The sequence below is a fragment of the Kribbella capetownensis genome, assembly GCF_004331485.1.
Classification (GTDB): domain Bacteria; phylum Actinomycetota; class Actinomycetes; order Propionibacteriales; family Kribbellaceae; genus Kribbella; species Kribbella capetownensis.
Genome location: NZ_SJKD01000004.1, coordinates 132,811 through 158,265 on the forward strand (window position 1 = coordinate 132,811; position 25,455 = coordinate 158,265).

24 protein-coding genes are annotated in these 25,455 nt (G+C 68.9%); 14 read left to right on the forward strand and 10 right to left on the reverse strand.

Annotation, left to right across the window (positions count from 1 at the left end; all coding sequences use genetic code 11):
• Nucleotides 1-48: 48 nt before the first annotated feature.
• Genes E0H75_RS18985 through E0H75_RS18995 form a run of 3 tightly spaced genes read right to left on the reverse strand, consistent with a single transcriptional unit; the run spans nt 49 to nt 2,546 of the window.
• Nucleotides 49-714 carry a response regulator gene (locus E0H75_RS18985; RefSeq protein WP_131514913.1) on the reverse strand — a complete coding sequence of 222 codons (666 nt, stop codon included), beginning with the start codon at nt 712-714 and terminating at the stop codon, nt 49-51.
• A 39-nt stretch (nt 715-753) separates the two neighbouring features.
• A complete protein-coding gene (locus E0H75_RS18990; RefSeq protein WP_131514914.1) occupies nt 754-1,419 on the reverse strand; it encodes a response regulator in 666 nt (221 codons plus the stop codon).
• The gene (locus E0H75_RS18995; RefSeq protein ID WP_238163130.1) at nt 1,416-2,546 is read right to left on the reverse strand and encodes a sensor histidine kinase; all 1,131 of its coding nucleotides are present in this window, start codon (nt 2,544-2,546) and stop codon (nt 1,416-1,418) included. The genes E0H75_RS18990 and E0H75_RS18995 overlap by 4 nt, the downstream gene beginning before the upstream one ends.
• 171 nt (nt 2,547-2,717) lie before the next feature.
• Between E0H75_RS18995 and E0H75_RS19000 the strand changes: the two genes are divergently transcribed.
• Nucleotides 2,718-3,170: a DUF6069 family protein gene (locus tag E0H75_RS19000; RefSeq protein ID WP_131514916.1), complete on the forward strand. Its 453-nt coding sequence runs from the start codon at nt 2,718-2,720 to the stop codon at nt 3,168-3,170.
• On the opposite strand, the gene E0H75_RS19005 is transcribed toward E0H75_RS19000, so the two are convergent.
• Nucleotides 3,167-3,871 carry a FadR/GntR family transcriptional regulator gene (locus tag E0H75_RS19005; protein ID WP_202873050.1) on the reverse strand — a complete coding sequence of 235 codons (705 nt, stop codon included), beginning with the start codon at nt 3,869-3,871 and terminating at the stop codon, nt 3,167-3,169. The genes E0H75_RS19000 and E0H75_RS19005 overlap by 4 nt on opposite strands.
• Before the next feature lie 125 nt (nt 3,872-3,996).
• Between E0H75_RS19005 and E0H75_RS19010 the strand changes: the two genes are divergently transcribed.
• Nucleotides 3,997-5,211: an alpha-hydroxy acid oxidase gene (locus E0H75_RS19010; RefSeq protein ID WP_131353695.1), complete on the forward strand. Its 1,215-nt coding sequence runs from the start codon at nt 3,997-3,999 to the stop codon at nt 5,209-5,211.
• A 4-nt stretch (nt 5,212-5,215) separates the two neighbouring features.
• On the opposite strand, the gene E0H75_RS19015 is transcribed toward E0H75_RS19010, so the two are convergent.
• The 3 genes from E0H75_RS19015 to E0H75_RS19025 form a co-directional block, all read right to left on the reverse strand.
• Nucleotides 5,216-6,361 (reverse strand): sensor histidine kinase, encoded by a 1,146-nt coding sequence (locus tag E0H75_RS19015; protein ID WP_238163131.1) that lies wholly within the window; start codon nt 6,359-6,361, stop codon nt 5,216-5,218.
• 84 nt (nt 6,362-6,445) lie between these two features.
• Complete coding sequence (locus tag E0H75_RS19020) at nt 6,446-7,084, reverse strand: pyridoxamine 5'-phosphate oxidase family protein (protein WP_131514918.1); 639 nt, start codon at nt 7,082-7,084, stop codon at nt 6,446-6,448.
• The gene (locus E0H75_RS19025) at nt 7,084-8,307 is read right to left on the reverse strand and encodes an MFS transporter (RefSeq protein WP_272948916.1); all 1,224 of its coding nucleotides are present in this window, start codon (nt 8,305-8,307) and stop codon (nt 7,084-7,086) included. Before E0H75_RS19025 ends, E0H75_RS19020 begins: the two co-directional genes overlap by 1 nt.
• 273 nt (nt 8,308-8,580) lie before the next feature.
• On the opposite strand from E0H75_RS19025, the gene E0H75_RS43125 reads away from it, so the two are divergent.
• Nucleotides 8,581-9,162 carry a hypothetical protein gene (locus tag E0H75_RS43125; RefSeq protein WP_165553844.1) on the forward strand — a complete coding sequence of 194 codons (582 nt, stop codon included), beginning with the start codon at nt 8,581-8,583 and terminating at the stop codon, nt 9,160-9,162.
• Between the two features lie 320 nt (nt 9,163-9,482).
• On the opposite strand, the gene E0H75_RS19030 is transcribed toward E0H75_RS43125, so the two are convergent.
• Both E0H75_RS19030 and E0H75_RS19035 read right to left on the reverse strand, forming a co-directional pair.
• Complete coding sequence (locus E0H75_RS19030) at nt 9,483-10,127, reverse strand: alpha-ketoglutarate-dependent dioxygenase AlkB (protein ID WP_131514920.1); 645 nt, start codon at nt 10,125-10,127, stop codon at nt 9,483-9,485.
• Nucleotides 10,128-10,541: 414 nt separating this feature from the next.
• Nucleotides 10,542-11,351 carry a hypothetical protein gene (locus E0H75_RS19035; protein ID WP_131514921.1) on the reverse strand — a complete coding sequence of 270 codons (810 nt, stop codon included), beginning with the start codon at nt 11,349-11,351 and terminating at the stop codon, nt 10,542-10,544.
• Between the two features lie 549 nt (nt 11,352-11,900).
• Between E0H75_RS19035 and E0H75_RS19040 the strand changes: the two genes are divergently transcribed.
• The 3 genes from E0H75_RS19040 (at nt 11,901) to E0H75_RS19050 (ending at nt 15,445) form a co-directional block, all read left to right on the forward strand.
• A complete protein-coding gene (locus E0H75_RS19040; protein WP_131514922.1) occupies nt 11,901-13,340 on the forward strand; it encodes an amidohydrolase in 1,440 nt (479 codons plus the stop codon).
• A 148-nt stretch (nt 13,341-13,488) separates the two neighbouring features.
• Entirely contained in the window at nt 13,489-14,313 is an 825-nt protein-coding gene (locus E0H75_RS19045) for a dienelactone hydrolase family protein (RefSeq protein ID WP_131514923.1), read from the forward strand.
• Between the two features lie 292 nt (nt 14,314-14,605).
• Entirely contained in the window at nt 14,606-15,445 is an 840-nt protein-coding gene (locus E0H75_RS19050) for a hypothetical protein (protein ID WP_131514924.1), read from the forward strand.
• On the opposite strand, the gene E0H75_RS19055 is transcribed toward E0H75_RS19050, so the two are convergent.
• Nucleotides 15,442-16,671, reverse strand: a complete 1,230-nt coding sequence (locus E0H75_RS19055) for a glycoside hydrolase family 99 protein (protein WP_238163133.1) — start codon at nt 16,669-16,671, stop codon at nt 15,442-15,444. The two genes, E0H75_RS19050 and E0H75_RS19055, sit on opposite strands and share 4 nt — an antisense overlap.
• A gap of 139 nt (nt 16,672-16,810) precedes the next feature.
• On the opposite strand from E0H75_RS19055, the gene E0H75_RS19060 reads away from it, so the two are divergent.
• The 8 genes from E0H75_RS19060 (at nt 16,811) to E0H75_RS19095 (ending at nt 25,453) form a co-directional block, all read left to right on the forward strand.
• Nucleotides 16,811-18,082: an ROK family transcriptional regulator gene (locus tag E0H75_RS19060; protein ID WP_131514925.1), complete on the forward strand. Its 1,272-nt coding sequence runs from the start codon at nt 16,811-16,813 to the stop codon at nt 18,080-18,082.
• Entirely contained in the window at nt 18,079-19,581 is a 1,503-nt protein-coding gene (locus E0H75_RS19065; protein WP_202873051.1) for a sugar ABC transporter ATP-binding protein, read from the forward strand. The genes E0H75_RS19060 and E0H75_RS19065 overlap by 4 nt, the downstream gene beginning before the upstream one ends.
• 15 nt (nt 19,582-19,596) lie before the next feature.
• Entirely contained in the window at nt 19,597-20,643 is a 1,047-nt protein-coding gene (locus E0H75_RS19070; protein WP_238163134.1) for an ABC transporter permease, read from the forward strand.
• A 26-nt stretch (nt 20,644-20,669) separates the two neighbouring features.
• Nucleotides 20,670-21,719, forward strand: coding sequence for a substrate-binding domain-containing protein (locus tag E0H75_RS19075; RefSeq protein WP_131514926.1), 1,050 nt, complete (start codon nt 20,670-20,672; stop codon nt 21,717-21,719).
• A gap of 11 nt (nt 21,720-21,730) precedes the next feature.
• On the forward strand, nt 21,731-22,894 hold the full coding sequence (locus tag E0H75_RS19080) for a Gfo/Idh/MocA family protein (RefSeq protein WP_131514927.1): 1,164 nt from the start codon (nt 21,731-21,733) through the stop codon (nt 22,892-22,894).
• Nucleotides 22,891-24,051, forward strand: coding sequence for a xylose isomerase (gene xylA, locus E0H75_RS19085; protein ID WP_131514928.1), 1,161 nt, complete (start codon nt 22,891-22,893; stop codon nt 24,049-24,051). Before E0H75_RS19080 ends, xylA begins: the two co-directional genes overlap by 4 nt.
• Nucleotides 24,052-24,063: 12 nt before the next feature.
• The gene (locus tag E0H75_RS19090) at nt 24,064-25,065 is read left to right on the forward strand and encodes a sugar phosphate isomerase/epimerase family protein (RefSeq protein ID WP_131514929.1); all 1,002 of its coding nucleotides are present in this window, start codon (nt 24,064-24,066) and stop codon (nt 25,063-25,065) included.
• Between the two features lie 67 nt (nt 25,066-25,132).
• A complete protein-coding gene (locus tag E0H75_RS19095; protein WP_131514930.1) occupies nt 25,133-25,453 on the forward strand; it encodes a hypothetical protein in 321 nt (106 codons plus the stop codon).
• The last annotated feature ends 2 nt before the right edge of the window (nt 25,454-25,455 follow it).

Genomic DNA, 25,455 nt, shown 5'->3' on the forward strand with positions numbered 1-25,455 from the left:
TCGGCCGGAGGGAGTGACCGCTCCTACCGCAGCCGGAGTACTCCGGGGTCAGCCGAGCCACCCCGGGCGGACCAGGCCGGTCTGGTAGGCGACGACGACGAGCTGGGCGCGGTCGCGGACGCCGAGTTTGATCATCGCGCGGCTGACGTGGGTCTTGGCGGTCGCGGGGCTGAGCACGAGGCGCTCGGCGATCTCGTCGTTGGACAGGCCTTCGCCGACCAGGGCGACGATCTCCTTCTCGCGTTCGGTCAGGACGTCGAGCTCCTTGCTGGCGTGCGGCTGCCGGCTCCGCGTCGCGAACTCGGCGACCAGCCGCCGGGTCACGCCGGGGGAGAGGAGCGCATCGCCGCGCGCCACCACCCGGACCGCCTGCAGCAGCTCGACCGGCTCGGTGTCCTTGACCAGGAACCCGCTGGCCCCGACCCGCAGCGCCTCGAAGACGTACTCGTCCAGGTCGAACGTCGTCAGGATCACCACATGGACGTCGGCCAGCGCCTCGTCGGCCCCGATCAGCCGGGTCGCCTCCAGCCCGTCGGTGCCGGGCATGCGGATGTCCATCAACACGACGTCCGGCTTCTCCGCCTGCGCGACCGCGAACGCCTCGGCGCCGTCGGACACCTCACCGATCACCGTGATGTCGTCCTCGGCGTTCAGCAACGACCGGAACCCGGCCCGCACCAACGCCTGGTCATCCGCCAGCAGCACCCTGATCATGCGCTCACGCTAGAGCATGGGTCAGGCCAAGCCGCTGCGTCAGGCGAGTCCGGCGTCGTGCGCGAGGAGGGCGATCTGGGTCCGGTTGCCGAGCTCCAGCTTGGTCAGGATGTGCGAGATGTGCGCCTTCACCGTCGCCAGACTCATGTACAGCTCGGTGGCGATCTGCGCGTTCGCCTTCCCCTGCGCGACGGCGAGCATCACGTCGTACTCGCGCGGTGACAGCCGCTCGAGCGCATGCTGCGCCGTCGTGTGCGCGTCCGCCTGCGTGGCGGCGCGGTCCATCAGCCGCCGGGTGATCGCCGGCGACAGGATCGGGTCGCCCGCGGCCACCCGTCGTACGGCGTCGACGATCTGCGCCGGCGGCGTGTCCTTCAGCAGGAACCCGCTCGCCCCGGCGCGGAGCGCGTGCAGCACGTTCTCGTCGGTGTCGAACGTCGTGAGTACGACGACCTCCGGGGGATTGGTCCGGGCCCGGAGCCGGCGGGTCGCGACGATGCCGTCCACCCGGGGCATCCGCAGATCCATCAGCACGATGTCCGGGAAGTGTGCGTCCACCGCGGCCGGGACCTCGTCGCCGTCGGCCGCCTGACCGACCACCGCGATCCCGTTCGTCCCGTCGAGCATCATCTCCAGGCTGGCCCGGACGAGCGCGTCGTCGTCCACCACCAGCACGCGGATGGTCGCGTTCTCGTTCCCGGTCATGCAGGCCACGGTAGCGAGGCTTCGAGCCGGAACCCGCCGCCGGGCGCCTTTCCGTGGTCGAGCGTGCCGCCCGCCAGGTGGACCCGCTCGGTCAGGCCGACCAGGCCGGTCCCGCTGCCCGGGGTGAGCGGCGTTCCGTTCGACGCCGGGTTGATCAGCTCGATCCGCAGGCCGTCGCCCGGCCCGCCGGCCACGCTCAGCCAGACCGGATGCCCGGCCGCGTGCTTGCGCGCGTTCGTGAGCCCTTCCTGCACGACCCGGTACGCCGTCCGTCCGGTTGCCGGAGGCAACGTCGTGGCGTCGGCGACATGATCGTCGTACGAGACCGTCGTACCCGCCTCGCGGGACTCGGCCACCAGTGCGGGGAGATCGCCGAACGTCGGCTGCGGCCGCCCGCCGGGCAACTCGTCGATCTCGGTGTCACGCAGAACGCTGATCACCTCCCGCAGTTCGTCGAGTGCCTGGTGGACGCCGGTGCGGATGACTCCGGCGGCCTTGGCGAGCTTCTCCGGTGACGAGTCCGGCCGGTACTCGAGTGCACCGGCGTACGTCGCGAGCAGGGACAACCGGTGGGCGAGAACGTCGTGCATCTCGCGCGCCATCTGGGTCCGCTCGAGAGTGCGCGCCTCGGCGACCCGGCGACCTTGCTCGGCCTCGGCGCGGTCGGCGCGCTCACGCAGGGAGTCGACGAGTTGCCGGTGGGCTTGGTTCCACTGCCCCCAGCCGAGCAGCGCGGCGTGGACGGCGACGTCGAGGATGGTGAACCACAGGTAGGTGATGTTGCCGTTCGGACGCCAGAGGCCCTGGACGAGGTGGCCGGCAGTCCCGGCCAGGGCGACGAGGGCCGCCGTACGCAGCGGGAACCGTTGGGCAACGGTCAGCGTGCCGACGGTCGACGGGGGTGTGGCGGCAGGGGAGAGGGTTGCGAGCACGGCCAGGCCGACCGCGGTGGACAGGGGCCGGCGGGGTAGCAACAGGAGGAGTCCGGTCGAGACGATCCCGACGATGATGTCGAGCGGCAGCCACTGCGTGTCGTCGGTGCTGGCGACCCGGCCGTAGACGCTCGCGGCCGACAGGACACCGACGATGGCCACGCCGACCAGGAACGCCCAACGATTCCGCCTCACCGGCGCACAAACCTCCATGCCGTTGACCCTAGGGCGGGCTCCGGTTCCTCACCACCGACCAAAGTCGATCCCTTCCAGACTTCGGACCACCCCGCCCGAGCCCCGCGGCCGATGCCGGCACCCGCCGCACTCAGCCACCGTGAACCCACCACCAACCACGGAGGCACCACCATGGCAACCACGCCTTATCCCACCGCACCGGAGTCCGTCGCCGAGCCCAGGCCGACCCGCGTTCCCGGCCGCAGCCGGCTTCTCGTCGTCGGAGTGACAGCCGCCGCCGCACTGGCGCTGTGGGCGATCCTGGCTCCACTCGCCGGCATCACTCTGGACGCCCAGCAGGGAACCCTGATGCACATCGGCGCCGGCCAGGTCTTCTTCGCCTCGGCCGCGATGGCCTTCGCGGCCTGGGGTCTGCTCGCGATCCTGGAACGCCGTACCTTCAACGCCCGGAACGTCTGGACAGTCGTCGCAGTGATCGCGTGCGTCTTGTCGCTCGGTAGCCCGCTCGTGAACGGCATCGGCGTCGGCGCGAAGCTCGGTCTCGCCTCACTCCACCTTGTCGTCGGCGCGGCCGTCATCCTCGGCCTGCGTCGCACCACCCTGACAGCGCAGGAACGCTGCTAAGGAGTCTGCAACTGGGCAGCCTGATAGAAGCCTCGGATATGCGCGGTCACCAACTCGGCCGCGCTCTCCGGCTCACCCGCCCGGATCGCCGCGACGATCGCCCGATGCTCGCCCCGCAGCGTGACGGCCATCGCCTCCCAGTCCGGCAGATTGGGTACGGCGGCCAGCACGTACCCATGGATCGCGGACCGCAACGACGCCATCACCGCGGCGATCAACACGTTCCCCGCGAGCCCGGAGAGCGCAACGTGGAACTCCGCGTCCAGCAGATGGAACTCCTCCGGCGACAACCCATCGGCGTCCATCCGGTCCAGCAAGTCATCGGCGACCTTCAACTCGGCCGCGTCCAGCCCCGGCGCACGCCCGGCGGCCTCCCGCGCGGACCACGACTCCAGCAGGATCCGGGTCTGTACGACGTCGCTCATCGGCAGGTGATTGGTTGCCAGGTGCAACCGCAGTACGGCGGTCAGCGGCGACACCGGCTCCGCGACGATCACCGCGCCGGCCTCCGGACCGGATCCGGTCGCGGTCCGCACCACGCCCATCGCCTCGAGCACGCGGACGGCCTCGCGCACCGACGGCCGGCTGATGCCGAGCTGCTCGGCCAGCGTCCGCTCACCGGGCAGCCGCCCGCCGATCCGCAACCGCCCGGCGGCCAGGTCGGCCTCGACCCGGTGCAGGACCAGTTCGTAGTTCTTCACGCGACAACCCCCGCCTCGGTTGTGGGCGACTCTACCTGTGTGGTCGGACCACACGCTATGCTGTGGTCCGACCACACGATCAGGTGCGCCTGGTCGTCCGCCGAACCGGCCGTTCCGGAGTTCTGATGACCGATCGACAGCTGCCCAAATGGTCCGAGCTGAAGCCGCTGCTGCGGCCGAAGCCGATCACGGTGAACGCGACCGACCGCCGGCTGGAGAAGGCGCTCACCATCGCGGACCTGCGAACGATCGCCAGGCGGCGGACGCCGCGGTCGGTGTTCGACTACACCGACGGTGCGGCCGAGGCGGAGATCAGCCTGCGCCGCGCGCGCCGGCTGTTCGCGGAGATGGAACTGCAGCCGTCGATCCTGCGGGACGTGTCCGACATCGACCTCGGGACGTCGATCCTGGGCGGACGCTCCGAGCTGCCGTTCGCGTTCGCGCCGACCGGGTTCACCCGGATGATGAACCACGAGGGCGAGAGCGCGGTCGTCAAGGTCGCCGAGGAGATCGGCATTCCGTACGCGCTGTCGACCATGGGCACGACCTCGATCGAAGACGTCGCCGCGGCCGCGCCGGACGCGCGGAAGTGGTTCCAGCTGTACGTGTGGAAGGACCGCGACGCCGGTGAGGACCTGGTGAAGCGATCGGCTGCCGCGGGGTACGAAGCCTTGATGCTGACAGTCGACGTACCGGTCGCCGGTGCTCGGCTGCGCGACGTACGCAACGGATTCACCATCCCGCCACAACTGACGGCCAAGACTGTGCTGGACGCGTCGCTGCACCCGGCGTGGTGGGCCAACCTGCTGACCACGCGGCCGTTGACGTTCGCGTCGCTGTCCACCTGGGACGGCACGGTCGCCGAGCTGCTGGACAAGCTGTTCGACCCGACGATGACCATCGACGACCTCAACTGGTTGCGCTCGATCTGGGACGGCCCGCTGATCGTCAAGGGCATCCAGACCGTCGACGACGCCCGCCGGGTGGTCGACGCCGGCGCGGACGCGATCGTGCTGTCCAACCACGGCGGCCGCCAGCTCGACCGGGCACCGACACCGCTGCGCATCCTCCCGGACGTCCGCAAGGCAGTGGGCAGCGACGCCGAGGTCTACCTCGACACCGGCATCATGTCCGGCGCTGACATCGTCGCGGCGATCGCTCTGGGTGCGGACGCGTGTCTCGTCGGCCGTGCGTACCTGTACGGCCTGATGGCCGGCGGCCAGCGCGGTGTGGCTCGTGCTGCGGAGATCCTGACGAAGGAGGTCCGCCGCACGATGGCGCTGCTGGGCGTCTCGCAGGTGGCGGACCTCAACCCGTCACACGTCCGCCTGCCGGAGTAGGCGGCTACAGCGGCAGGTTGGCGATGATGCGCAGGCCGCCCGTCGGGGTGCGGGTGGCCGTGAGCGTCCCGCCGAGGGCGGTGGCTCGCTCACGCATGCCGATGATGCCGTTGCCTTCCTTCGGCGGGCCGATGAGGGACCGACCGTCGTCGTCGACCTGCAGTACGAGCGACTGTTCGCCGTACTGGATGCGGACGGTCGCCTCGCTCGCCTTGGCGTGCCGGACGATGTTGGTGAGCGACTCCTGGATGATGCGGAACGCGGCCCGGTCCAGTCCGGTCGGGAGCTGATGCGGGTCGCCGTGGACGACGGTGTGCACCTCGAGGCCGGCCATCGACGTCCGGCTGATCAGATGCTCGAGCCGCTCGAGTCCTGCGACCGGCTGGCGTGGTGCGGTCTCGTCGGACTGCCGCAGGATGCCGACGATCGAGCGCAGCTCCACCAGGGCCTCCTTGCTGGCGTCCTTGATCGCGGAGAGCGCCGGTCCGGCCTGTTCGGGCTGCCGGTCGACCAGATGCAGGGCGGTCGAGGCCTGCACGTTGATCAGCGAGATGTGGTGCGCCACCACGTCGTGCAGCTCCTGTGCGATCCGCAGCCGTTCCTCACCGGCCTTGCGTAGTTCAGCCTCGCGCCTGGTCCTGGCCGCAGCCATGACGCGGTCACGGTGTGCACGGAAGAGCTCGGCAATGAAGCCGAGTACGACGAAGCATGTGGCGACGAGGAGGACCTGGTACACACCGTCCTCGTTGATCCCGAGCACCAATCTGCCGAGGAGATGTCCGACGTACAAGGTGATGAGGCCGGTCCAGCCCGCCAGCCGGTAGCCGCGCCGGATCACGCTGAAGACGGTGATCACGAAGGCGAAGATCACCGGGCCGTAGGCGTACTGCATCAGCATGTAGACGAGCGTCGAGCCGACCGTTGCCCACAGCACCGGGATCGGCCGGCTCTGCAGCCAGTACAGCGACACCGTCCCGATCAGCACCAGGACGACCATGAACCAGTCGGCGGCCCGGCGTTCCGGCTCGCCCCGGGACGCGCCGAGCGAGCCGACCACTCCGATCAACGAGAGCACCAGCGGCAGCGCGATACGTCGTACCCGGGCCATGGCGGTGGGTGCGGTGTCGGTGGTCAGGTCAGTCGTGCTCACAGTACGAAACCGTACGGGGCCGCGCGGTCAGGTGTCATCGTCGCCACGGAGTACTTCGGTCTGCTCCGCGGAGAGTATCCGGAGTCAGTACTTGACTTGGTAGATCTTCTCCTCGTACGCCTTGCCGTAGTACTCCTCCAGCTCGGCCAGGTCGATGTCCTTCTTCTCCAGCGCCTTCGAGATCTTGGCCCGGCTCGTCATCGCGTCCGGGTCCCAGGTCTCGGGCTTCCACAGCTGCGAGCGCAGGAACGCCTTCGAGCAGTGGTGGAAGACCTCTTCGATCTCCACCAGCAGCGCGAGCTGCGGCCGGTTGCCCTTCACGATCATCTCGTCGAAGAACGGAGCCTCGCGGACGATCCGGGCCCGGCCGTTGATCCGGAGCGTGTCACCGCGGCCGGGGATGAAGTAGACCAGGCCGACGTGCGGGTTGGCGAGGATGTTGGTGAAGCCGTCGACCCGCCGGTTGCCCGCGCGCTCGGGGATGGCGATCGTACTGTCGTCGAAGATCTTGGTGAACCCGGCCGGGTCGCCCTTCGGCGAGACGTCGCAGCTGCCGTCGGCCGCGGACGTGGCGATCAGGCAGAACGGCGAGACCGACAGCCATTGCCGGTCGAGCTCGTGGAGCTCCTTGCGAGTCTTGTTCCGGGCGGCCTTCGGTGCCTCGGGGACCACGCTGCGCAGCTCGTCGTACGTCGTGATCTCGACCAGTCCGGGGATGTCCATCAGGCGGCGTTCTCCTCTACCGGCAACGGCTGGTCCGTCTCGCTGACGGTCCTCGTCCGTGCGGCCCATCGTACGGCGGGACCAGTTGCGCAACTGGTCCCTAGGAACAGTGCTCCGACAGCGATCCAGCCGATTGGGCCCCACCCGAGGACCACGGCTGTCAGCAGTGCCGGACCGAGCATCCGGGCAATCGCAGGGCCGGTGCCGAAGAAGCCTTGGTACTGCCCCTGCTTGTCGGCGGGCGCCAGACCGAAGCTGATTTCCCATGCGCCGGACGCCAGCTTCATCTCGCCGAGCGTCAGCAGTGCAGCGGCGACGACCAGTACGACGGCTGCGGTCCAGGCGCTCATCTTGGCGGCGGAGATGGCGAACACGGCGCAGGCGGCCAACATCGCGACTCCGGCGTACCGGACCGAACGCGTGGCGGTGCGCAGGTCCCGCACGCTGCGGGCGATCCGCACCTGGAAGAACGTGACTCCGAGCGTGTTGACGATCAGCAGCGAGGCGACCACCCAGTCCGGTGCGTCGGTGTGCGAGACGATCCACAGCGGTGCCACCAGGCTGAGCAGCGGCATGAACAGCAGCATGATCGAGTTCAGCAGCGCGAGGACGGCGTACGGACGATCGTGCAGTACGGCGAGGCGCGGCTCACCCTTCACGCGCAGTCTGACCGCCACTGACGGCACGCGGTGAAGCAGTCGGGCCGCGATCAGGAAGCTGAGTGCATCCAGCGCGAAGACAGTCAGGTACGCCGTTGACGTGTCGAAGCGGAGCGCGAGACCGCCGAGTGCGGCACCAACTGCGAGGCCGGCGTTGACCGTGGACTGCAGGAGGGCCCGTATGCGGGTGCGCTCGGCCGGTGAGACCAAACCAGCCAGGAGTGCTTGCCGGGCGGCCGTCAGACCGGTCTGGCTGCACGCGTAGACGATCGCGGCCACCAGAAACAGCGCGAAGCTGCGAACGAAGAGGAACGAAGCGACCGAGGTCGCGGTCGTCAGCGCGAGCAGGACGGCCGTCCCACGTGGCCCCCGACGGTCGGCAAGGTTGCCAAGCGGGACCCCGGTGAGAAACCCCACCAACCAAGCCACCGTGAGCCCGAGCCCGACCTCACCGGTCGACAGCCCGACCACCCGGGTAAAGAACAGCGCCGATGTAACAACGAAGGCCCCATCCCCCACCGAGTTAGCCAACTGCGCCAACGCAAGCCCCCCACCCGCCCCCACCGACGGCAAAATCCCACCACCCCCACCGCGCAGCCCGCCGTTCCCGCTCCGAAGGCTCCCGCGCCCGTAGCGGACGCTGGCGCGCCCGCTACGGATGCGGTCTGTCGTGACGCTCATCGGAGTCTCCCTCGGCTCGGTCTATTTCGAGCCTAGAAGCACAGCGGCCCAGCAGGCAGATCCACTTCAACCCTCCCGCGATGGGCCATTTGTGAGTCGAGAAATTCCTCTGTGGACAACTCTCCACGGCCGTCAGAACGACGGCACCTTCTAGGTATGAGCTTCCACAACCTCCCACCCACCTGGACCAACCAGCCTCTCTCCGATCCCGCCCGCGCAGCCGATGTCGTCGACCTCATGGTCACCCTCGGCGACCGCCGCCGCGGCACCTTCACAGTCCTCCTCTGCGACCCCGACAACCACTACCGAGCAGCCCTAACCCTCAACCTCCCCAAAGACTTCGCCCACCCCGAACCCCCATCAGAGCCCCCCGCCCCACCACAAACCGCCAACCACCACCACACCGAAACCGCCGGCGCCGCACACCACCACGACGCTGGCACTCCCAACACCCCGCACCACCAGGCTGGCGCCCCACACCACCACCGCGCCGCAACTACCGACGCCTGCTCGTCCGCCCTCGACCCGATCCTGCCCGCAGTCCGAACAGCCCCAGGCACCGGTCTCATCCTGGCCCTAGGCCGCCCAGGACCACCGTTCCAGCCGGAAGTCGACATCGAGTGGGCCGAAGCCGCCACCCGCATCTGCCAAGCCGCCGAAGTCCGCCTCCTCGGCTTCTACGTAGCCTCAGCCGACCACGTCTACCAACCCCAACTCCAAACCAAAGCCGCAGCCTGACCACCCCACACCCAGCCACAGCCACAGCCACAGCCACAGCCACAGCCACAGCAACAGCAACCACTCCGCACCCCACCCCACGGTCGTCTGACCACCCCACACCCCATCCACAGCCGCAGACGACCGTCACTGCACGCCCCCGCCCCAACCGGTCACCACCGCCCGACCAGCCACGGCACGCACCGTGCAGACCGACGGGTCACCGCAGACTCGCCGCCCCGACGGGTGAGCGCATGTCTCCAACCGGTCACCCAGCCCGACCAACTGCGGCACGCGCCGCGCAGACCGACAGGTCGCCGCGTGTCCAGCAGCGCGAATGGTCAGCGCACGCCTCGGGGCCGGAATTGGATGCTGATTCGGGGGCCCACTCGCCCGGACGCCTTGGGGATTGCGTGTTCCCAGGTGCGTTGACATGAACCGCCCATCACGATGAGGTCCCCATGCCCGAGCGGATAACGCACCGTCGAACTGACTGGCCCACTGGTCGCCCCGGGCCGCGGCCGCAGCGCGAGCACACGCGGCTCGCCGACCGACAGGATCGCCACCATCGTGTCCTCGTGATTCCCGCGCCCGATCCGGTCCCCATGCCAGGCAACGCTGTCCCGCCCGTCCCGGTAGAAGCACAACCCCGCCGTCCGGAACGGCTCACCCAACTCGTCCGCATAGTGCTCACTCAGCAGATCCCGAGCCTCATCCAGGATCGGCACCGGAAGCTCCTCGTTCTCCCCGTAGAAGCACAACAGTCGCGGTACGTCGACCACCCGGTCGTACATCTGCCGCCGCTCCGCCTGCCACGGCACATCCCGCGCCAACCGCTCGTACACCTGATCGGCCCCGGTCAACCACCGCGGCAACACATCGATCCACGCCCCAAGCCCCAGCTCCGTCCGCCCGACCCCCGCCAGCGAACCGAGCGCAGGATCCTCGAACGCATCCAGCAACGACCCTTGAAGCCCAGCAGTCATACCGTCCACCATACCCCGTGATTCGAACATAGGTTCCCTTAATCTCAGATCTTTCAGATGGATCTGAGACCTGGCCTACGTTGTGGACGGTGTCCCTGGCGTGGGTGAATGCGCCCCTTCCGCCGTCGGCAGACGCTCCCATGCCGGACCGTTCCGCGGGCTGAGCCCAGGTCCACGAGGAGCATCCCTGCACCCTGTCCCTGCGCACCCTGTCCCTGCGCAGTGTCCGTCAGGGTTGTGGAGACCAGCCGCTATGGGCGACCGTCGGCTGGGGCCGTCAGCCGCTGGTGGCGGTCGGGGACGGGACGCCGCCCTGTGCTGGTGCGTCCTGCGGTGCAAGGAGTACCGGTGCACCCCGTCCCTGCGCACCCCGTGCCTAAGGGTTGTGCAGACCGGCCGGGCTGTGGGCGCCTGTCAGCCGCTGGTGGCAGTCGGGGGCGTGCGGGTCGCCTCCGGAGCTGCTGCGCCCTCCGCCGCGACCCCCTGCGCCGACGCGTTCTGTGCCGGTGCGCCTTGTGCTGGTTCGTCGTGTGCCGGTCTGGCTGGCGCTGGGGTGTCCTGTGTGGGTGCGTGCTGGGATGGGGGTGTTTGGCGGGCTGTGCGTAGTAGGGCGATGGCGGCGGCGATGAGCCATAGGGCGAAGGCTACGGAGGCTAGGCCTCCGCTCCAGAAGCCGGATAGGCACAGTACGGCGACCGCGTAGGACGTCCAGGTTGCCCACGTCGGTAGGGCACGCGCCTGCTGGGCGATTCGCGTGGTGACGGCGACCATGACGCCGCCGCCGATCAGGCCGGTTAGCGCGAGGACCTGTCCTCCCATGCCAAGCGCGCGGACGGTGTTCGGGTCGGCGGTGAACTCGTCCGACCATGCCGCGAACGCGCTCCCCACATCGAGTGAGACACCCGTGATCATCAGCCCGCTGAACAGCGCCGCGGCCGGCACGATCGCGTGCGCGAGCGGGTCGCCGCCGGACAGTCGGTCCAGCACGCGCCGCAGACCGGTGGCGAACCAGAGCAGCAGCGCGACCCCCGCAGCGAGCACGGGCAGTCCGATGCCGGCGGCGGCCTGCCGCGTGTCGTCGTTGAGCCTTTCGAGGATGGCCGCGTCCGACATGCCTGCGTCGTCGACGCCGACCAGGTAGCCCAGCGCCACCGCGACGACGAGCAGTACGACCGAAGCAGCCCCCGCCCATGCCGCGCGCCGAAGAGCTCGTGACTCGTCCATGCCGCCTCCCTCCCACGGTCGCGGCCACGGGTGGGTCGGAGGTGCTGCACGCACCAAAAGCCGGCCCGTGGCGCGACTAGCGTCAGTCCGAGCATGCGGCCGTACCGGGCCGCCAGCAAGGGGTCGGCAGCCGATCTCAGTGCCAGGCGTCTCAGCGTGGTGGGCCGGTGCCGCGCCGTGGGCGGCGAGCATCGACTCCGCGAGGGGCGCGGGAGTAGATCGGGGTGCGCTGGCGGCGCCGACCTCCGGAGTGTCACCGCCCAGGGCGAGCGTCGGTCCTGCACGTGGGGATCCTGCGCGGGTCCTGCGCGTGAGGTCTCCCGCAGGTCCATCACGAACCGGTGGTAGTGAGCGCCGTCGTGCCACGTCCATCGTGGTGGCGTGACGCTGAGCTGGTCGCCTGCTCAAGCTCGCGGGGGCCTGAGCGAACGTACGTCGCGGCAACACGCGCTGGATCGCGCTGTTCCCATCGATTGCTGTGCTTGGCCTGGTGGATGGACAAGACTTCGTAGCAGCGCGCATGGGTTGTGACCGGCTGCTGGAGGACCGATGGCTCGACTGGTGATTCGGAATGTGTCGGTGCTGGTGGTGCCTGAGGTCGGGGAGTGCCGGGTCGACGAGTTTCAGGATCTGCACATCCACGACGACCGGATCACTGCTGTCGCTCCGACCGGAGCCGACCCCGAAGTCGGGTTGGAAGAGGCCGGCGATTCGCGGGAGACCGGTTCGCTGGGGGACGGCGGCGGAGGCGGCGGTTCGCTGGGGGAGGGCGGCGGAAGCGGGGGTGGGCTGGGGGAGGTGGAGGTGATTGACGGGACTGGGTTGCTGGCTGTGCCGGGGTTGGTGAACTCGCATACGCACAGTCCGATGGTGATGATGCGGGGCGCCGCCGAGGACGTGTCGATCGATGACTGGTTCAACCAGCGGATCTGGCCGATGGAGGTCAACCTGACCCCGCAGCGGGTGCGCGTCGGTGCGCGGCTCGCGTGTGCGGAGATGCTGCTGGCCGGCGTGACCACGTTCGTCGACCACTACTTCCATGCCGACCAGATCGCCCAGGCCGCGCTCGAGTCCGGCATCCGCGCCGACCTCGCTCCGACGTACTTCTCCTCGACCGGCCCGGAAGCCATCGACGCCGCCATCGCCACCACCCGCGACCTCAGCACCCTCGACCCTCGCATCACCGCCAGCCTCGGCCCACACGCGACGTACACGGTGACGGACCAGGATCTTCGTCGTACTGCGGAAGTCGCGCGAGCCGAAGGGCTCCGGATCCACCTGCACGCGGCCGAGACCGAAGAGCAGACCCGTTCGTCCGTGGAGCGTCTCGGTGTCACGCCGATGCAGGTGCTCGACCGCACCGGTGTGCTGGAGGCCGGCGCTTTGATCGCGCACGGTTGCGGCATCCGGGAGTCCGACCTGGCGATTCTCGAGCGCCAGGCCGATCGCATCGCCGTTGCCAGTTGCCCGAAGGTCTATCTGAAGCTCGCGATGGGTTCGGTGACACCGATCCGAAGCCTGCAGTCGATCGGCGTACCGGTCGGCGTCGGGACCGATGGAGCAGCGGTCCACAACACGCTCGACGTCTGGGAGTCGTTGCGCATGGTCGCCCTCACCCAGAAGCAACGCGAACAAGACGCCGAGTGGATGACGGTCTCCGACACCCTCCGCCTCGCTACCCGGGGTGGCGCCACGGCGGCCGGACTCACCGACACGATCGGTGCCCTCGAACCGGGCCGCCAAGCCGACATTGCGTTGCTCGACCTCTCCGGCCCGCATTGCCAACCACTCCACGACCCTCGAGCAGCCCTCGTCTACTCCATGAGAGCCTCCGACGTCGTCACCGTCCTAGTCGCCGGCCAGGTCGTCGTACGCGACCGCCGACTCACCACCCTCGACCTCGACGACGTCATCGCCGAAGCTCGGGACCTGGCCCACACCCTGGTGGACCTCTCGAAGGGCGGCGCCGTCCAGCACTACGCCCCCTGACCTCCAGCGCGGCCAGCACCACTCTCGTGATCCAACGCAGCAGCACAGCCCGGCCGATCGTCCCGCGAGCGGCCGGCAGCGCGTGCAGGGCGACGGGTTGTTGCTGGTTGTGCACTCTAGGCTTTGGGGACGACTTCGAGGAGGCGTGATGGCGGCATCGAGCTCCGATCTGTCCGGCTGGCGGCGAGGACCGTTCACCGGCGCCGGACTGACCTACGACTGCTTCGAGAACGGGTCCGGTCCAGGAGTCGTACTGATCCCCGAGATCCCGGGACTCACTCCCGAGGTCCAGGCCTTCGGCGAGCACTTGGTCGACGCGGGGTTCACCGTCGTCATCCCGTCGCCGTTCGGTACGCCGGGACGCGACCCGAGCATGGGTTACACCCTCCGGACGGTCGCGCGCCTGTGTGTGTCCAAGGAGTTCCGGGCCTTCGCGAGGGACGCGGAACGGCCGATCACGAAGTACCTGCGGGCTGTCGCCGCCGACCTGGCCACCCGGACGCCGGGCCGTGGGGTCGGCGTGATCGGGATGTGCTTCACCGGAGGGTTCGCCCTGGCCGCGGCCGTCGAGGAGTCGGTGGTGGCGCCGGTTCTCAGTCAGCCGTCGGTGCCGTTCCCGGTGACGCGCACGATGCGGCAGGATCCGGGCCTGTCCCGGCGGGAGTTCGAGATCGTCAAGGAACGGACGCGGAACGACGGACTCTGCGTGCTGGGTCTGCGGTTCAGCAAGGACCGGGCGGCGCCGCCGGAGCGCTTCGCCACACTCCGCGCGGAGCTCGGTGACGCGTTCGAGGTGATCGAGCTCGACTCCGGCCCGGGCAATCCGGATGGCTTCAAGTCCTCGGCGCACGCGGTCGTGACCCACGAGGTGCGGACCGACCCACCCAACTCGGCGTACCGGGCGCGGGCCCGGACGGTCGAGTTTCTTCGCGAACGCCTTGTGCAGCAAGGCGAAACTCAACCGCACGATTGAACTCCGCGGTAACCAGGCGGTCCGTCACAGCGTGCCGGGTAGCTATGACCGTCGGTGCCGAAATGTTAAAGCGGTGTCGAGGAATACGCAGCGTGTGAGTATCCGGACTCCGGGTGGGGAAACATACCGGAATCTGGGGTGGATCGTTGCGTTGTGCAAGGGAGGGGGAGCAGTGGGTGACGCTCGGTGATTTCCTCTGGTATCAAGCGCCGGGGACATGGCACGATCGGCCCCCGGAGGCACATCAGGGGGCGGGCATGGCGATGGCCAGGCACTTGAAGAGTGAGGCTGTATGAACGGGCGGACAGCACAGGACAGCCGGCTACCGGTCAACGGGACGGCGGCGGCTAACGGGACCAATGGTCACGGCCCGCAGCCGCAGGCTCCACTCGGCCACTTGCCGGCGGACGAAGGGGCCGACGAGCACAGAGCTCCCGCGGAGCATCGCGACCACAAGAAGCGGGGCCGCGGCAAGGCGGCGGAGAATACTCCCGCACGCGACGCCGGTGCTCGACCAGCCAAGCCCGCGAGCGGACCCGAGGCTGGTCCTCAGGCCGGCCCTCAGAAGGGCCCGGAGGGCGGTCCAGAGAACGGTCCCGAGCAGGTGCATTGGTCCCAGCGGCCGAGCACGCGCGTGAACGGTACGCCGCTGGGCGAGTTCAACACTCCGGTCCGCGTCGACGAGATCGCGGTCGCGGCGATGGCCCTGTCCGAGAACCTGCAGGCCGCCACCCGTGGCATGCCTGAGTCCGTCGAGTTGCGCCGGTTCCGGCGTGAGCTCGACCAGGCCGCCAGCACGTTCCGCACGATCGCGGGCGAGCTCGAGGCGACCGCCGGCAGCCTCGTCCGCCTGGCAGCGAACGAAGCGCAGGCCTGCGGCGTCGGCTGGGGCGTCTGCCCCGAGCACGGCCTGACGTTGATGAACGTCGGCGACACCGTCACCTGCCACATCCTCGGCTGCCACCGGCAGAACGAGGGCGCGGTCGAGCGCTGCCAGCACCCAGTGGCCTATCGCGTCGTGGACGCGGCCGGCCCGTCGCTGCTGACCTGCGCCGGACACGCCATCGCCTGCCGGCTCTACCTCGACAACCCCGTCATCACAGCCGCCGCCGACAGCATGGAGCTGTTTTAAGCGGGCCACGGCTGCGTGGGCCGGGTTGCCGTCACGGGCGCCTGGCCCTGGAACATCCGGCCGCCGTCGTTGGTCAACCGCAGGTAGTAGTCCGACGTACACGCCGTACCGTCCTCGTCGAGGGCGCGGATCCCGGAGCCGGCCGGAACCCAGGCACCGCTCTCCGCGGTCTTCGCGATCTGGTTGCCCTCGTTGTACTCGTCGAACATCGAGATGTAGAGCCCCTGCACCCCGACGCGGGTGAGGTTGTAGAACTGGCGCCACATCAGGTCACCGTGCCGCCGGTGCCCGGACTGCAGGTCGCCCGGGATGACGCACGGCTGGTAGTCGATGCCGTGGGCGTTGCAGTCGGCCTGGTCCTGCTGGTTCACGTTGTTGTAGTAGTGATCCGCGCCGGCGATGTCGCTGATCCGCCCGACCATCCACGGCGACAACATGTTGAACGCGTGGTACACGTCGAGATAGCCGGGCCGCGAGTCCTCGTTGCCGGGCAGCCAGTGCGTCGGTACGCCGCCGATCACGTAGCACCCCTGGCCCTTGAACCAGTTGACGACGTCGAGGCAGACCGACGCCGGCCACGCCTTGTTCGCCTCGTCGAAACCGAAGCCCCAGATGCACACGACCGGCTTGCCGTTCTGCCGCGCGTACGCCGGTGACGACGTGTACGCACTCATCTTCGCCGTCCAGTCCGCCTTCATCTCCGACTGCATGTTCGTCCAGCCGGTGGCGTCGTACATGATGTAGAACTTGCGGCCGTACTGCTCGGCGGCCTGGCGGACCTTCACGGCCATCGCGTCGCGGGTCGGTCCTTCGCCACCGGTCGGGTTGAACCGCTGCAGGGCGGCGGTGTCGCAGCCGTTCTGCTGCATCCACTGGAAGTGTGTGTTCACGGTCTGCTGGTCGTACGACGAGAACAGCCGGGCGCCCTGCCCGTTGCCGAGATTCGGGTACGCCGTCTGGTACGTCGAGCTGTAGTCGCGGACGTCCGGCCAGCTCACGATCGCGGTGTTGGTGGGCGACGGCGGTTGGCCCCAGTTGCTGCTCCAGTGCCACCACCCGTTGATCGGTGCGCCGTCGCCACCGCAGGCGAACCAGCCCTGGTAGCCGACGGTCACCTTGCCGACGACGTCACCGGGTGGACTGGCGGCGGATGCGACCTGAGGGACTGCCCCAGCCAGAGCGGTGGCGGCAGTCGAGGCAAGGAAAGTACGGCGGGAGAGCTTCATGGGGGCGGACTCCTGTCGGGGCGGAGGAAATCTCGAACAGGCTCTTGCAAGAAAGCGATCGTGACAAGGCCTTGACGGCCCCACCGCTGAAACTTAGTTTGTTGCCTCAACAGACAAAGTCTGCGGGAGGGGTGGTCTGATGACGCTGACCGATGGCCGCCGCCCGGGCGACCGGGCCGTTGCCGCTGACCACGTCTCGCTGCGCCGCAACAACCTCTCCGTGGTCCTGCGCCACGTCCGCGAGTCCGGCCCGAAGTCGCGAGCCCGGATCGCGGCCGACACCGGCCTGAACAAGGCCACCGTCAGCAGCCTGGTCGCCGAACTGGTCGAGCGCGGCCTGCTCCGCGAAGGCCCGGCCGACTCCACCCGTGCCCTCGGTCGGCCCGGCCAACTGGTCGAGTTGGACGGCAGCGGTGTGTGCGGCATCGGCGCTGAGATCAACGTCGACTACATCGCCATCTCCGCCCTCGACCTGGCCGGCGACACGGTCATCGAACGCCGCGACCCGCTCGATGTCGCCCACCTCGACCCCAGTACGACGCTCGACAAGGTGGCCGACCTGGTCCGCGAAGCAGTGACGGCCGTGCAGGCGCGCGCCGGACAACTCGCCGGCGTGACGGTCGCCGTACCAGGGCTGGTCCAGGGCGACACTGGAGACCTCAAGCTCGCGCCGAACCTGGGCTGGGGCGAGATCCAGGTGATCCAGGAGATGCGGTCGCGGCTCGGCGAACCGTCGTATCCGCTGCACGTCGACAACGAAGCGAACCTGGCGGCGCTGGCGGCGTACTCGGAACTACGCAAGAACACGCCGGTGCAGGATCTCGTGCTGCTGACCGGCGCGGTCGGTGTCGGCGGCGGGATGGTGTCGAACGGGCATCTGCTCCGCGGCGGGCGAGGCTATAGCGGCGAGGTCGGCCACATGCCGGTCGCGCCGCCCGGCCGGACCTGCGGCTGCGGCCGGACCGGCTGCTGGGAGACGGTCGTCAGCCTGAGCGCGCTGTTGCACAAGGCAACGGATAGGGACGACCCGGTCCGGGATCCGTCCCTGGACGTGGAGCAACGGCTGGCCGGGATCACCCGGCGGGCCGAAGCGGGAGACGCGCGGACACTGACCGCGCTGAACGAAGTCGGTACCTGGCTGGGGATTGGGGGAGCGATCCTGGTGAACATCCTGAACCCGGACGTGCTCGTGCTCGGCGGCTACTTCGCCGTCCTCGGGCCGTGGCTGAAGGAACCACTGGAGAAGGCGATCCGCGACCGCGTGATCGCGCCGGACGGCGGCGGCTGCCAGGTGGTCCGGTCGGACCTCGGGTTCGCCGCGGCGGTCCGCGGCGGGGCGCAGATCTCGCTGGAGCAGGTCCTGGTCGATCCGACCGTGATCGGCCGCGTGGACTCGGGGGTGGCGCAATGAACGACCTGCTCATGATGACCGGAATCGTCAAGGAGTTCCCCGGCGTACGGGCGCTCGACGGCGTCGACCTGGACGTCCGGGCCGGTGAGGTGCACTGCCTGCTCGGCCAGAACGGCGCCGGCAAGTCCACGCTGATCCGGGTGCTGACCGGCGCTCATCAGCCCGACGCCGGGGCGATCTCGATCAACGGTGAGCAGGTCCAGCTGAACAGCCCGACCGCCGCGATCCAGCGCGGTATCGCGGCCATCTACCAGGAGCTGGACCTGGTTCCCGAGCTGTCCGTGGCCGAGAACATCTTCCTCGGCCACGAGCCGTCGCGCTTCGGCTTCAGCCGCCGGCACGAGGCGACGGCTCGGGCACGCGAGATCCTGCAGGGCCTGGGACACGGCGAGATCCCGGCGCACCGATCCGTCGGTTCGCTGCCCGCCGCCGGCCAGCAGGTGGTCAGCATGGCCCGCGCACTGTCACGGGAGGCGCATCTGATCGTCATGGACGAGCCGTCCGCGGTGCTCGATCCCGAAGAGGTCGCCAATCTGTTCCGCGTCATCCGCGGCCTGACCGCGCGCGGCGTAGCGGTCGTCTACATCTCGCACCGGCTCGAGGAGATCCGTCAGATCGGCGACCGGGTCACCGTGCTCAAGGACGGCGCGACGGTCGCCACCGGCCTCGACGCCCGCGCGACGCCGACCAAGGAACTCATCCGGCTGATGACCGGCCGTTCGATCGAGTACGTCTTCCCGCCCCGCCGGGAGATTCTCAGTACAGCGCCCGTCGTGCTGGAGGTGGAGGACCTGACTCGGCCGGGCGAGTTCGCCGGCATCGGGTTCACCGTGCGGGCGGGCGAGATCGTCGGGCTGGCCGGGCTCGTCGGTTCGGGCCGGTCCGAAGTCCTCGAGACCGTGTACGGCGCTCGCCGGGCCGCGACCGGATCGGTGCGGGTCGACGGCGTACCACTGCGGCCGGGTCGGGTGCAGGCCGCGGTCAAGGCCGGCGTCGGGCTGGCGCCGGAGGAACGCAAGAGTCAGGCTCTGCTCCTGGACGAGGCCGTGTTCAAGAACATCACGGTGTCGAGCATGGGGCGGTTCGCCAGCGGGGGATTCCTGAACGGCCGGGCCGAGCGGGAGGCCGCTGCGCAGCTCACCACAGCGCTGGATGTCCGTCCGGCCGGGGTGGAGTATCCCGTGCGCAACCTGTCCGGAGGCAACCAGCAGAAGGTCGTGCTGGCCCGCTGGTTGCTGCGGGAGTGCCGCGTGCTGCTGCTCGACGAGCCGACGCGGGGCGTCGACGTCGGTGCGCGGTCCGAGATCTACGCGTTGATCCGCAATCTGTCCGCCAATGGGGTCGCGATCGTGCTGGTCTCCAGCGAGGTCGAGGAAGTGCTCGGTCTGGCCGACCGGGTCGTCGTACTGCGGGAGGGGCGTGCTGTCCACATCGGGCCTGCGCAAGACATCGACGAGCATCAGGTCCTGGACCTGGTGATGGAAGGAAGTGCCGTGTGATGAGTGAGGCACCCCATGACTGTTGAGGATGGCGCACGACCCCCTGAGCAGACCGCATCCACTCAGGCGACCGTCACACCGCCTGCCGCGCAACGCTCGACCGGGCTGATGCACAGTGGCGTGGGACGCAACCTCGGTCTGGTGGTGGCGCTGGTTCTGCTCTGCATCGTCGGCGTGATCACGGCGGGGCACACCTTCGCCACCGGCGCCAACGTGTTGACGATCCTGCGGCTCGCGGCCGTGATCGGCGTTGTCAGCATCGGCATGACGTTCGTCATCACCGGCGGCGGGATCGACCTGTCCGTCGGCGCGATGGTCGCGCTCGCCTCGGTCTGGGCGACCACGTTGGCCACTCAGCAACTGGCGTCGGACCTGCACTGGATCTTCATGGTCACCACGGCGCTCGTCGTCGGTGCCGCGTGTGGTCTGGTGAACGGCCTGCTCATTGCCTACGGCAAGGTGGTGCCGTTCATCGCGACGCTGGCGATGCTGGCCGCGGCTCGCGGTCTGGCCGAGATCATCTCGGACCGGAAGACCCAGATCATCACGGTGAACTCGTTCGTCGACTTCTTCGGCGGATCGCTGCTCGGCGTACCGGTGCTGGTGTGGATCTTCCTGCTGGTCGCCGCGGCCGGCTGGGTGCTGCTGAACCGGACCACGTTCGGCCGCCGCACCTTCGCCGTCGGCGGCAACTCCGAGGCCGCCCGGTTGGCCGGCATCAAGGTGCAGCGCCATACCGTCGCCCTCTACGTCCTGGCCGGGCTGTGCTGCGGGATCGCCGCGGTGATGCTGATGGCCCGGACGACGACCGGCAGTTCGACCCACGGCCAGTTGTACGAGCTGGACGCGATCGCGGCCGTGGTGATCGGCGGCACGCTGCTGTCCGGCGGCCGCGGCACGATCGTCGGCACCGTCTTCGGTGTCCTGATCTTCACCACCCTCAACAACGTCTTCACGCTGAACAACCTGAGCATCTCCGCCCAGTCGGTCGCCAAGGGGGCGATCATCGTGATCGCCGTCCTCCTCCAGCAGCGACTCGCCGCCCGGGCAACCAGCCAATGAACCACCGCCACAAGGAGGGGACAACGATGTCCGCACGAACACGAACATTCGCCACCGCCGCCATCGCGGGCCTGGGTGTGCTCGCCCTGGCCGCCTGTACGAGCAACACCCCGAAGGCCGAGGAGAGCGACAACGCGCCGGCACCCCAGGCGGTCGCGGCTGGGAAGAACGACGAGCCCGGCCAGAAGGTGCGGATCGGGTTCTCCGCGCCGGCCGCCGACCACGGCTGGATGGGCGCTATCACCAAGGCGACCCAGGCGGAGGCGAAGAAGTACTCCGACGTCGAGCTGATCGTTGCCGAGGGCACGAACGACGTGAACCTGCAGATCAGCCAGGTCGAGACCTTCATCAACCAGAAGGTCGACGCGATCGTGCTGCTGCCGTTCGACGGCGCGGCGCTCACCCCGGTGGCGACCAAGGCGATGGAGGCCGGCATCACGGTGGTGAACGTGGACCGTGAGTTCGACAGCCCGTTCGCGGCCCGGACCACGATCCTCGGCGACAACCACGGCATGGGTGTCTCGGCCGGCACGTACATCTGCCAGCAGCTGAAGGACAAGAAGGACGCCGTGGTCGCGGAGATCGCCGGCATCGACTCGCTGCCGCTGACCCAGGACCGCAGCAAGGGCTTCAAGGAAGCGCTGGCCGACTGCGGCCTGAAGGTGAGCAACCGGGTCGCCGCCGAGTTCACCGTCGAGTCCGGTGAGAAGGCCGCGGCCAACCTGCTGCAGGCGGCGCCGAAGATCGACGCGATCTGGAACCACGACGACGACCAGGGTGTCGGCGTGATGGCCGCGATCAAGAACTCCGGCCGCAAGGAGTTCTTCGTCGTCGGCGGGGCCGGCTCGGCGAACGTGATGCGGGACATCAAGTCCGGCAACTCGTTGCTGAAGGCCACCGTCATCTACCCGTCCACGCAGGGCGCCGACGGCGTCCGGCTGGCCCGGCTGCTGGTGCAGAAGAAGGCCCTCGGCGACCTGGTGGAGGTCGAGGTGCCGCGCACCGTGCAGCTGTACGCGCCGGTCGTCACCAAGGACAACGTGGACCAATACATGCCGACCGCATTCGAGAGCTGACGAGGAGAGTTATGACGAACCTGGGCATCGGCCTGATCGGCTACGCGTTCATGGGTGCGGCTCACTCGCAGGCCTGGCGGAGCGCACCGCGCTTCTTCGACCTGCCGCTGGACCCGGCGATGAACGTGCTCTGTGGCCGCAACCCCGACGCCGTCCAGGCGGCCGCGACGAAGCTCGGCTGGAAGGAGACCGAGACCGACTGGCGCAAGCTGCTCGGCCGCGACGACATCCAGCTGATCGACGTGTGTACGCCGGGGGACAGCCACGCCGAGATCGCGATCGCCGCTCTGGAGGCCGGCAAGCACGTCCTGTGCGAGAAGCCGCTGGCCAACACGGTCGAGGAGGCCGAGGCGATGACGGCCGCGGCGGAAGCGGCCAAGGCCAAGGGGATCAGGTCGATGGTCGGGTTCACCTATCGCCGGGTGCCGGCGATCGGGCTGGCCCGCCAGCTCGTTGCCGAGGGCAAGCTCGGGACGATCCGGCACGTCCGGGCGCAGTACCTGCAGGACTGGATCGCCGATCCGGAGGCGCCGCTGTCGTGGCGGCTGGACAAGGAGAAGGCCGGCTCGGGCGCGCTCGGCGACATCGGAGCGCACATCATCGACCTGACGCAGTACATCACCGGCGACAACATCGCCGAGGTGAGCGGTCAGCTCGAGACGTTCGTCAAGGAGCGTCCCGTCGCGGCCGAGCACTCGGGCCTGGCCGGTACGGCGGGCACCGAGCGCGGACCGGTCACGGTCGACGACGCCGCGGTCTTCCTGGCGAAGTTCGGTTCCGGTGCGCTCGGCGTGTTCGAGGCGACCCGGTTCGCGACCGGCCGGAAGAACGCGATCCGGATCGAGATCAACGGCAGTGACGGCAGCCTCGCGTTCGACTTCGAGGACATGAACCTCCTGCACTTCTACGACGCGACCGAGGACGCGAGGACCGCCGGCTTCCGCCGCATCCTCGCCACCGAGTCCACCCACCCGTACGTCGAGGCGTGGTGGCCGCCCGGCCACCTGCTCGGCTACGAGCACGGGTTCACCCATCAAGCCGTCGACCTGGTGACCGTGATCGCCGAAGGAGCCGATCCGACGCCGTCGTTCGCCGACGGGCTGCGGGTCCAGCGTGTGCTGGCCGCGGTCGAGGCCAGTTCGACCTCCCGACAATGGCAGGAGATTTCTGAATGAGCAGCTACACCCCGACCAAGGACGACAAGTTCTCCTTCGGTCTGTGGACCGTCGGCTGGCGAGGCGTCGACGTGTTCGGTACGGCGGTCCGCCCGGCGATGGACCCGGCCCACGCGGTCGAGAAGCTCGCGGAACTGGGAGCCGCGGCGGTCACGTTCCACGACCAGGACGTCGTACCCGACGACGCCACCCGCGGACAGGACCTCGAGCGTTTCACGAAGGCCCTGGCCGACACCGGCATGGTCGTCGAGATGATGACCACCGACCTGTTCAGTCACCCGGTCTTCAAGGACGGTGGGCTGACCGCCAACGATCGCCAGGTCCGGCGGTACGCCCTGGCGAAGGTGCTCCGCAACGTCGATCTCGCGGCCGAGCTGGGGGCGACGACCTATGTGCTCTGGGGCGGTCGCGAGGGTGCGGAGTCGGGCGGCTCGAAGGACGTCCGCGCGGCCCTGGACCGCTACAAGGAGTCGATGGACCTGCTCTGCGCGTACGTGCGCGAGCAGGGCTACAACATCCGGTTCGCGCTCGAGCCGAAGCCGAACGAGCCGCGCGGCGACATCCTGCTGCCGTCGATCGGGCACGCGATCGCGTTCATCAACGATCTCGCGGACCCGGAGCTGGTCGGCATCAACCCCGAGGTCGGGCACGAGCAGATGGCCGGCCTGAACTACGCGCACGGCATCGCGCAGGCGCTGTGGCACGGGAAGCTGTACCACATCGACCTCAACGGGCAGCACGGTCCGCGCTTCGACCAGGACCTGCGGTTCGGTGCCGGGAACCTGCGGGAGGCCTTCTGGACGGTCGACGTACTGCAGGGATCCGGGAACCAGCCGGCCTACGACGGATACATCCACTTCGACTACAAGCCGCCGCGGACCGAGGACGAGGAAGGCGTCTGGGAGACCGCGCGCGGCTGTATGCGCAACTACCTGATCCTGCGCGACAAGGTTCAGGCGTTCCGCGCCGACCCCGAGGTTGTGGAGGCGCTGGCCGCCGCACGCGTGGCGGAGTTGTCCGAGCCCACCCTGGCCGAAGGTGAGAGCCTGGCCGACCTCCGCAACGACAAGTACGACCGGGAAACGCTGGCCGAGCGTGGTCTCGGGTTCGAGAAGCTGGACCAGCTGGCGATGGAACACCTCCTGGGTGTCCGGTAGGGAGCACGGGACATGGCTCGACCGATCACGTTGTTCACCGGCCAGTGGGCCGACCTGCCGTTCGAGGAGGTCGCCCGGCTGGCGTCCTCCTGGGGCTACGAAGGGCTGGAGATCGCCTGCTGGGGTGACCACCTCGATGTACGGCGTGCTGCCGAGGACGAGGCGTACGTCCGCGATCGCCGCGACATCCTGGACAAGCTCAACCTGAAGGTGTGGACGATCTCCAACCACCTGCTCGGCCAGGCGGTCTGCGACGACCCGATCGACCAGCGGCACCAGGCGATCCTGCCCGCACACATCTGGGGCGACGGTGATCCCGAAGGGGTGCGGCAGCGCGCCGCCGAGGAGATGAAGACGACCGCCCGCGCGGCCCGGGCGCTCGGGGTCGACGTGGTCGTCGGCTTCACCGGGTCGTCGATCTGGAAGACCATCGCGATGTTCCCGCCGGTGCCGCCGGCCATGATCGAGGCCGGGTACGCGGACTTCGCGGACCGCTGGAATCCGATCCTCGACGTCTTCGACGAGGTCGGCGTCCGGTTCGCCCACGAAGTCCATCCGTCGGAGATCGCGTACGACTACTGGTCGACCACCGCGACGCTGGAGGCGATCGGCCACCGGGAAGCGTTCGGCCTGAACTGGGACCCGTCGCACTTCGTCTGGCAGGACCTCGACCCGGTCGGCTTCCTCTGGGACTTCAAGGACCGGATCTACCACGTCGACTGCAAGGACGCGAAGCGCCAGGTCGGCAACGGCCGCAACGGGCGGATGGGTTCGCACCTGGCCTGGGGCGACCCGCGGCGCGGTTGGGACTTCGTCTCGACCGGCCACGGCGATGTCCCGTGGGAGGCGTGCTTCCGGATGCTGAACACGATCGGGTACGCCGGTCCGATCTCGGTCGAATGGGAGGACGCCGGCATGGATCGCCTCGTCGGCGCCGCCGAAGCCCTCCAGTTCGTCCGCTCCCTCGCCTTCGACCCACCCACCGCCTCCTTCGACGCCGCCTTCTCCTCGTAGGACCTGTTGGGAGGTCCTTCCGGGGACCTCCCACGGCGGCTGACACTGTGGGGCTACGCTCTGACTCATGACAGCTGGCAGGTACGTCGCGCGCATCGTCGAGGTGCCGGATCACGGCATCAAGCTCGAGCCGGCGGAGGACTCGACAGCCCCCGATCAGCCGACCGAGGTGAACCTCCTCGGCATGGCGATCGCGCTGGCTCTCGGTGCCGCCGGGTACCGCCATCACGCCGAGCAGCGCGACCCGGAGCTGCAGACGCTCGACGCGTTGCTGAGCGGCGAGGCGGTCATGCCCTGGCGGTCCCCGGACGAGTCCTCGACGCCGTACCTGGTGTGCCAACTGAACGACGGCCTGCCGACCTGCGAGGTCCGTCCGACCATCGACTGAAC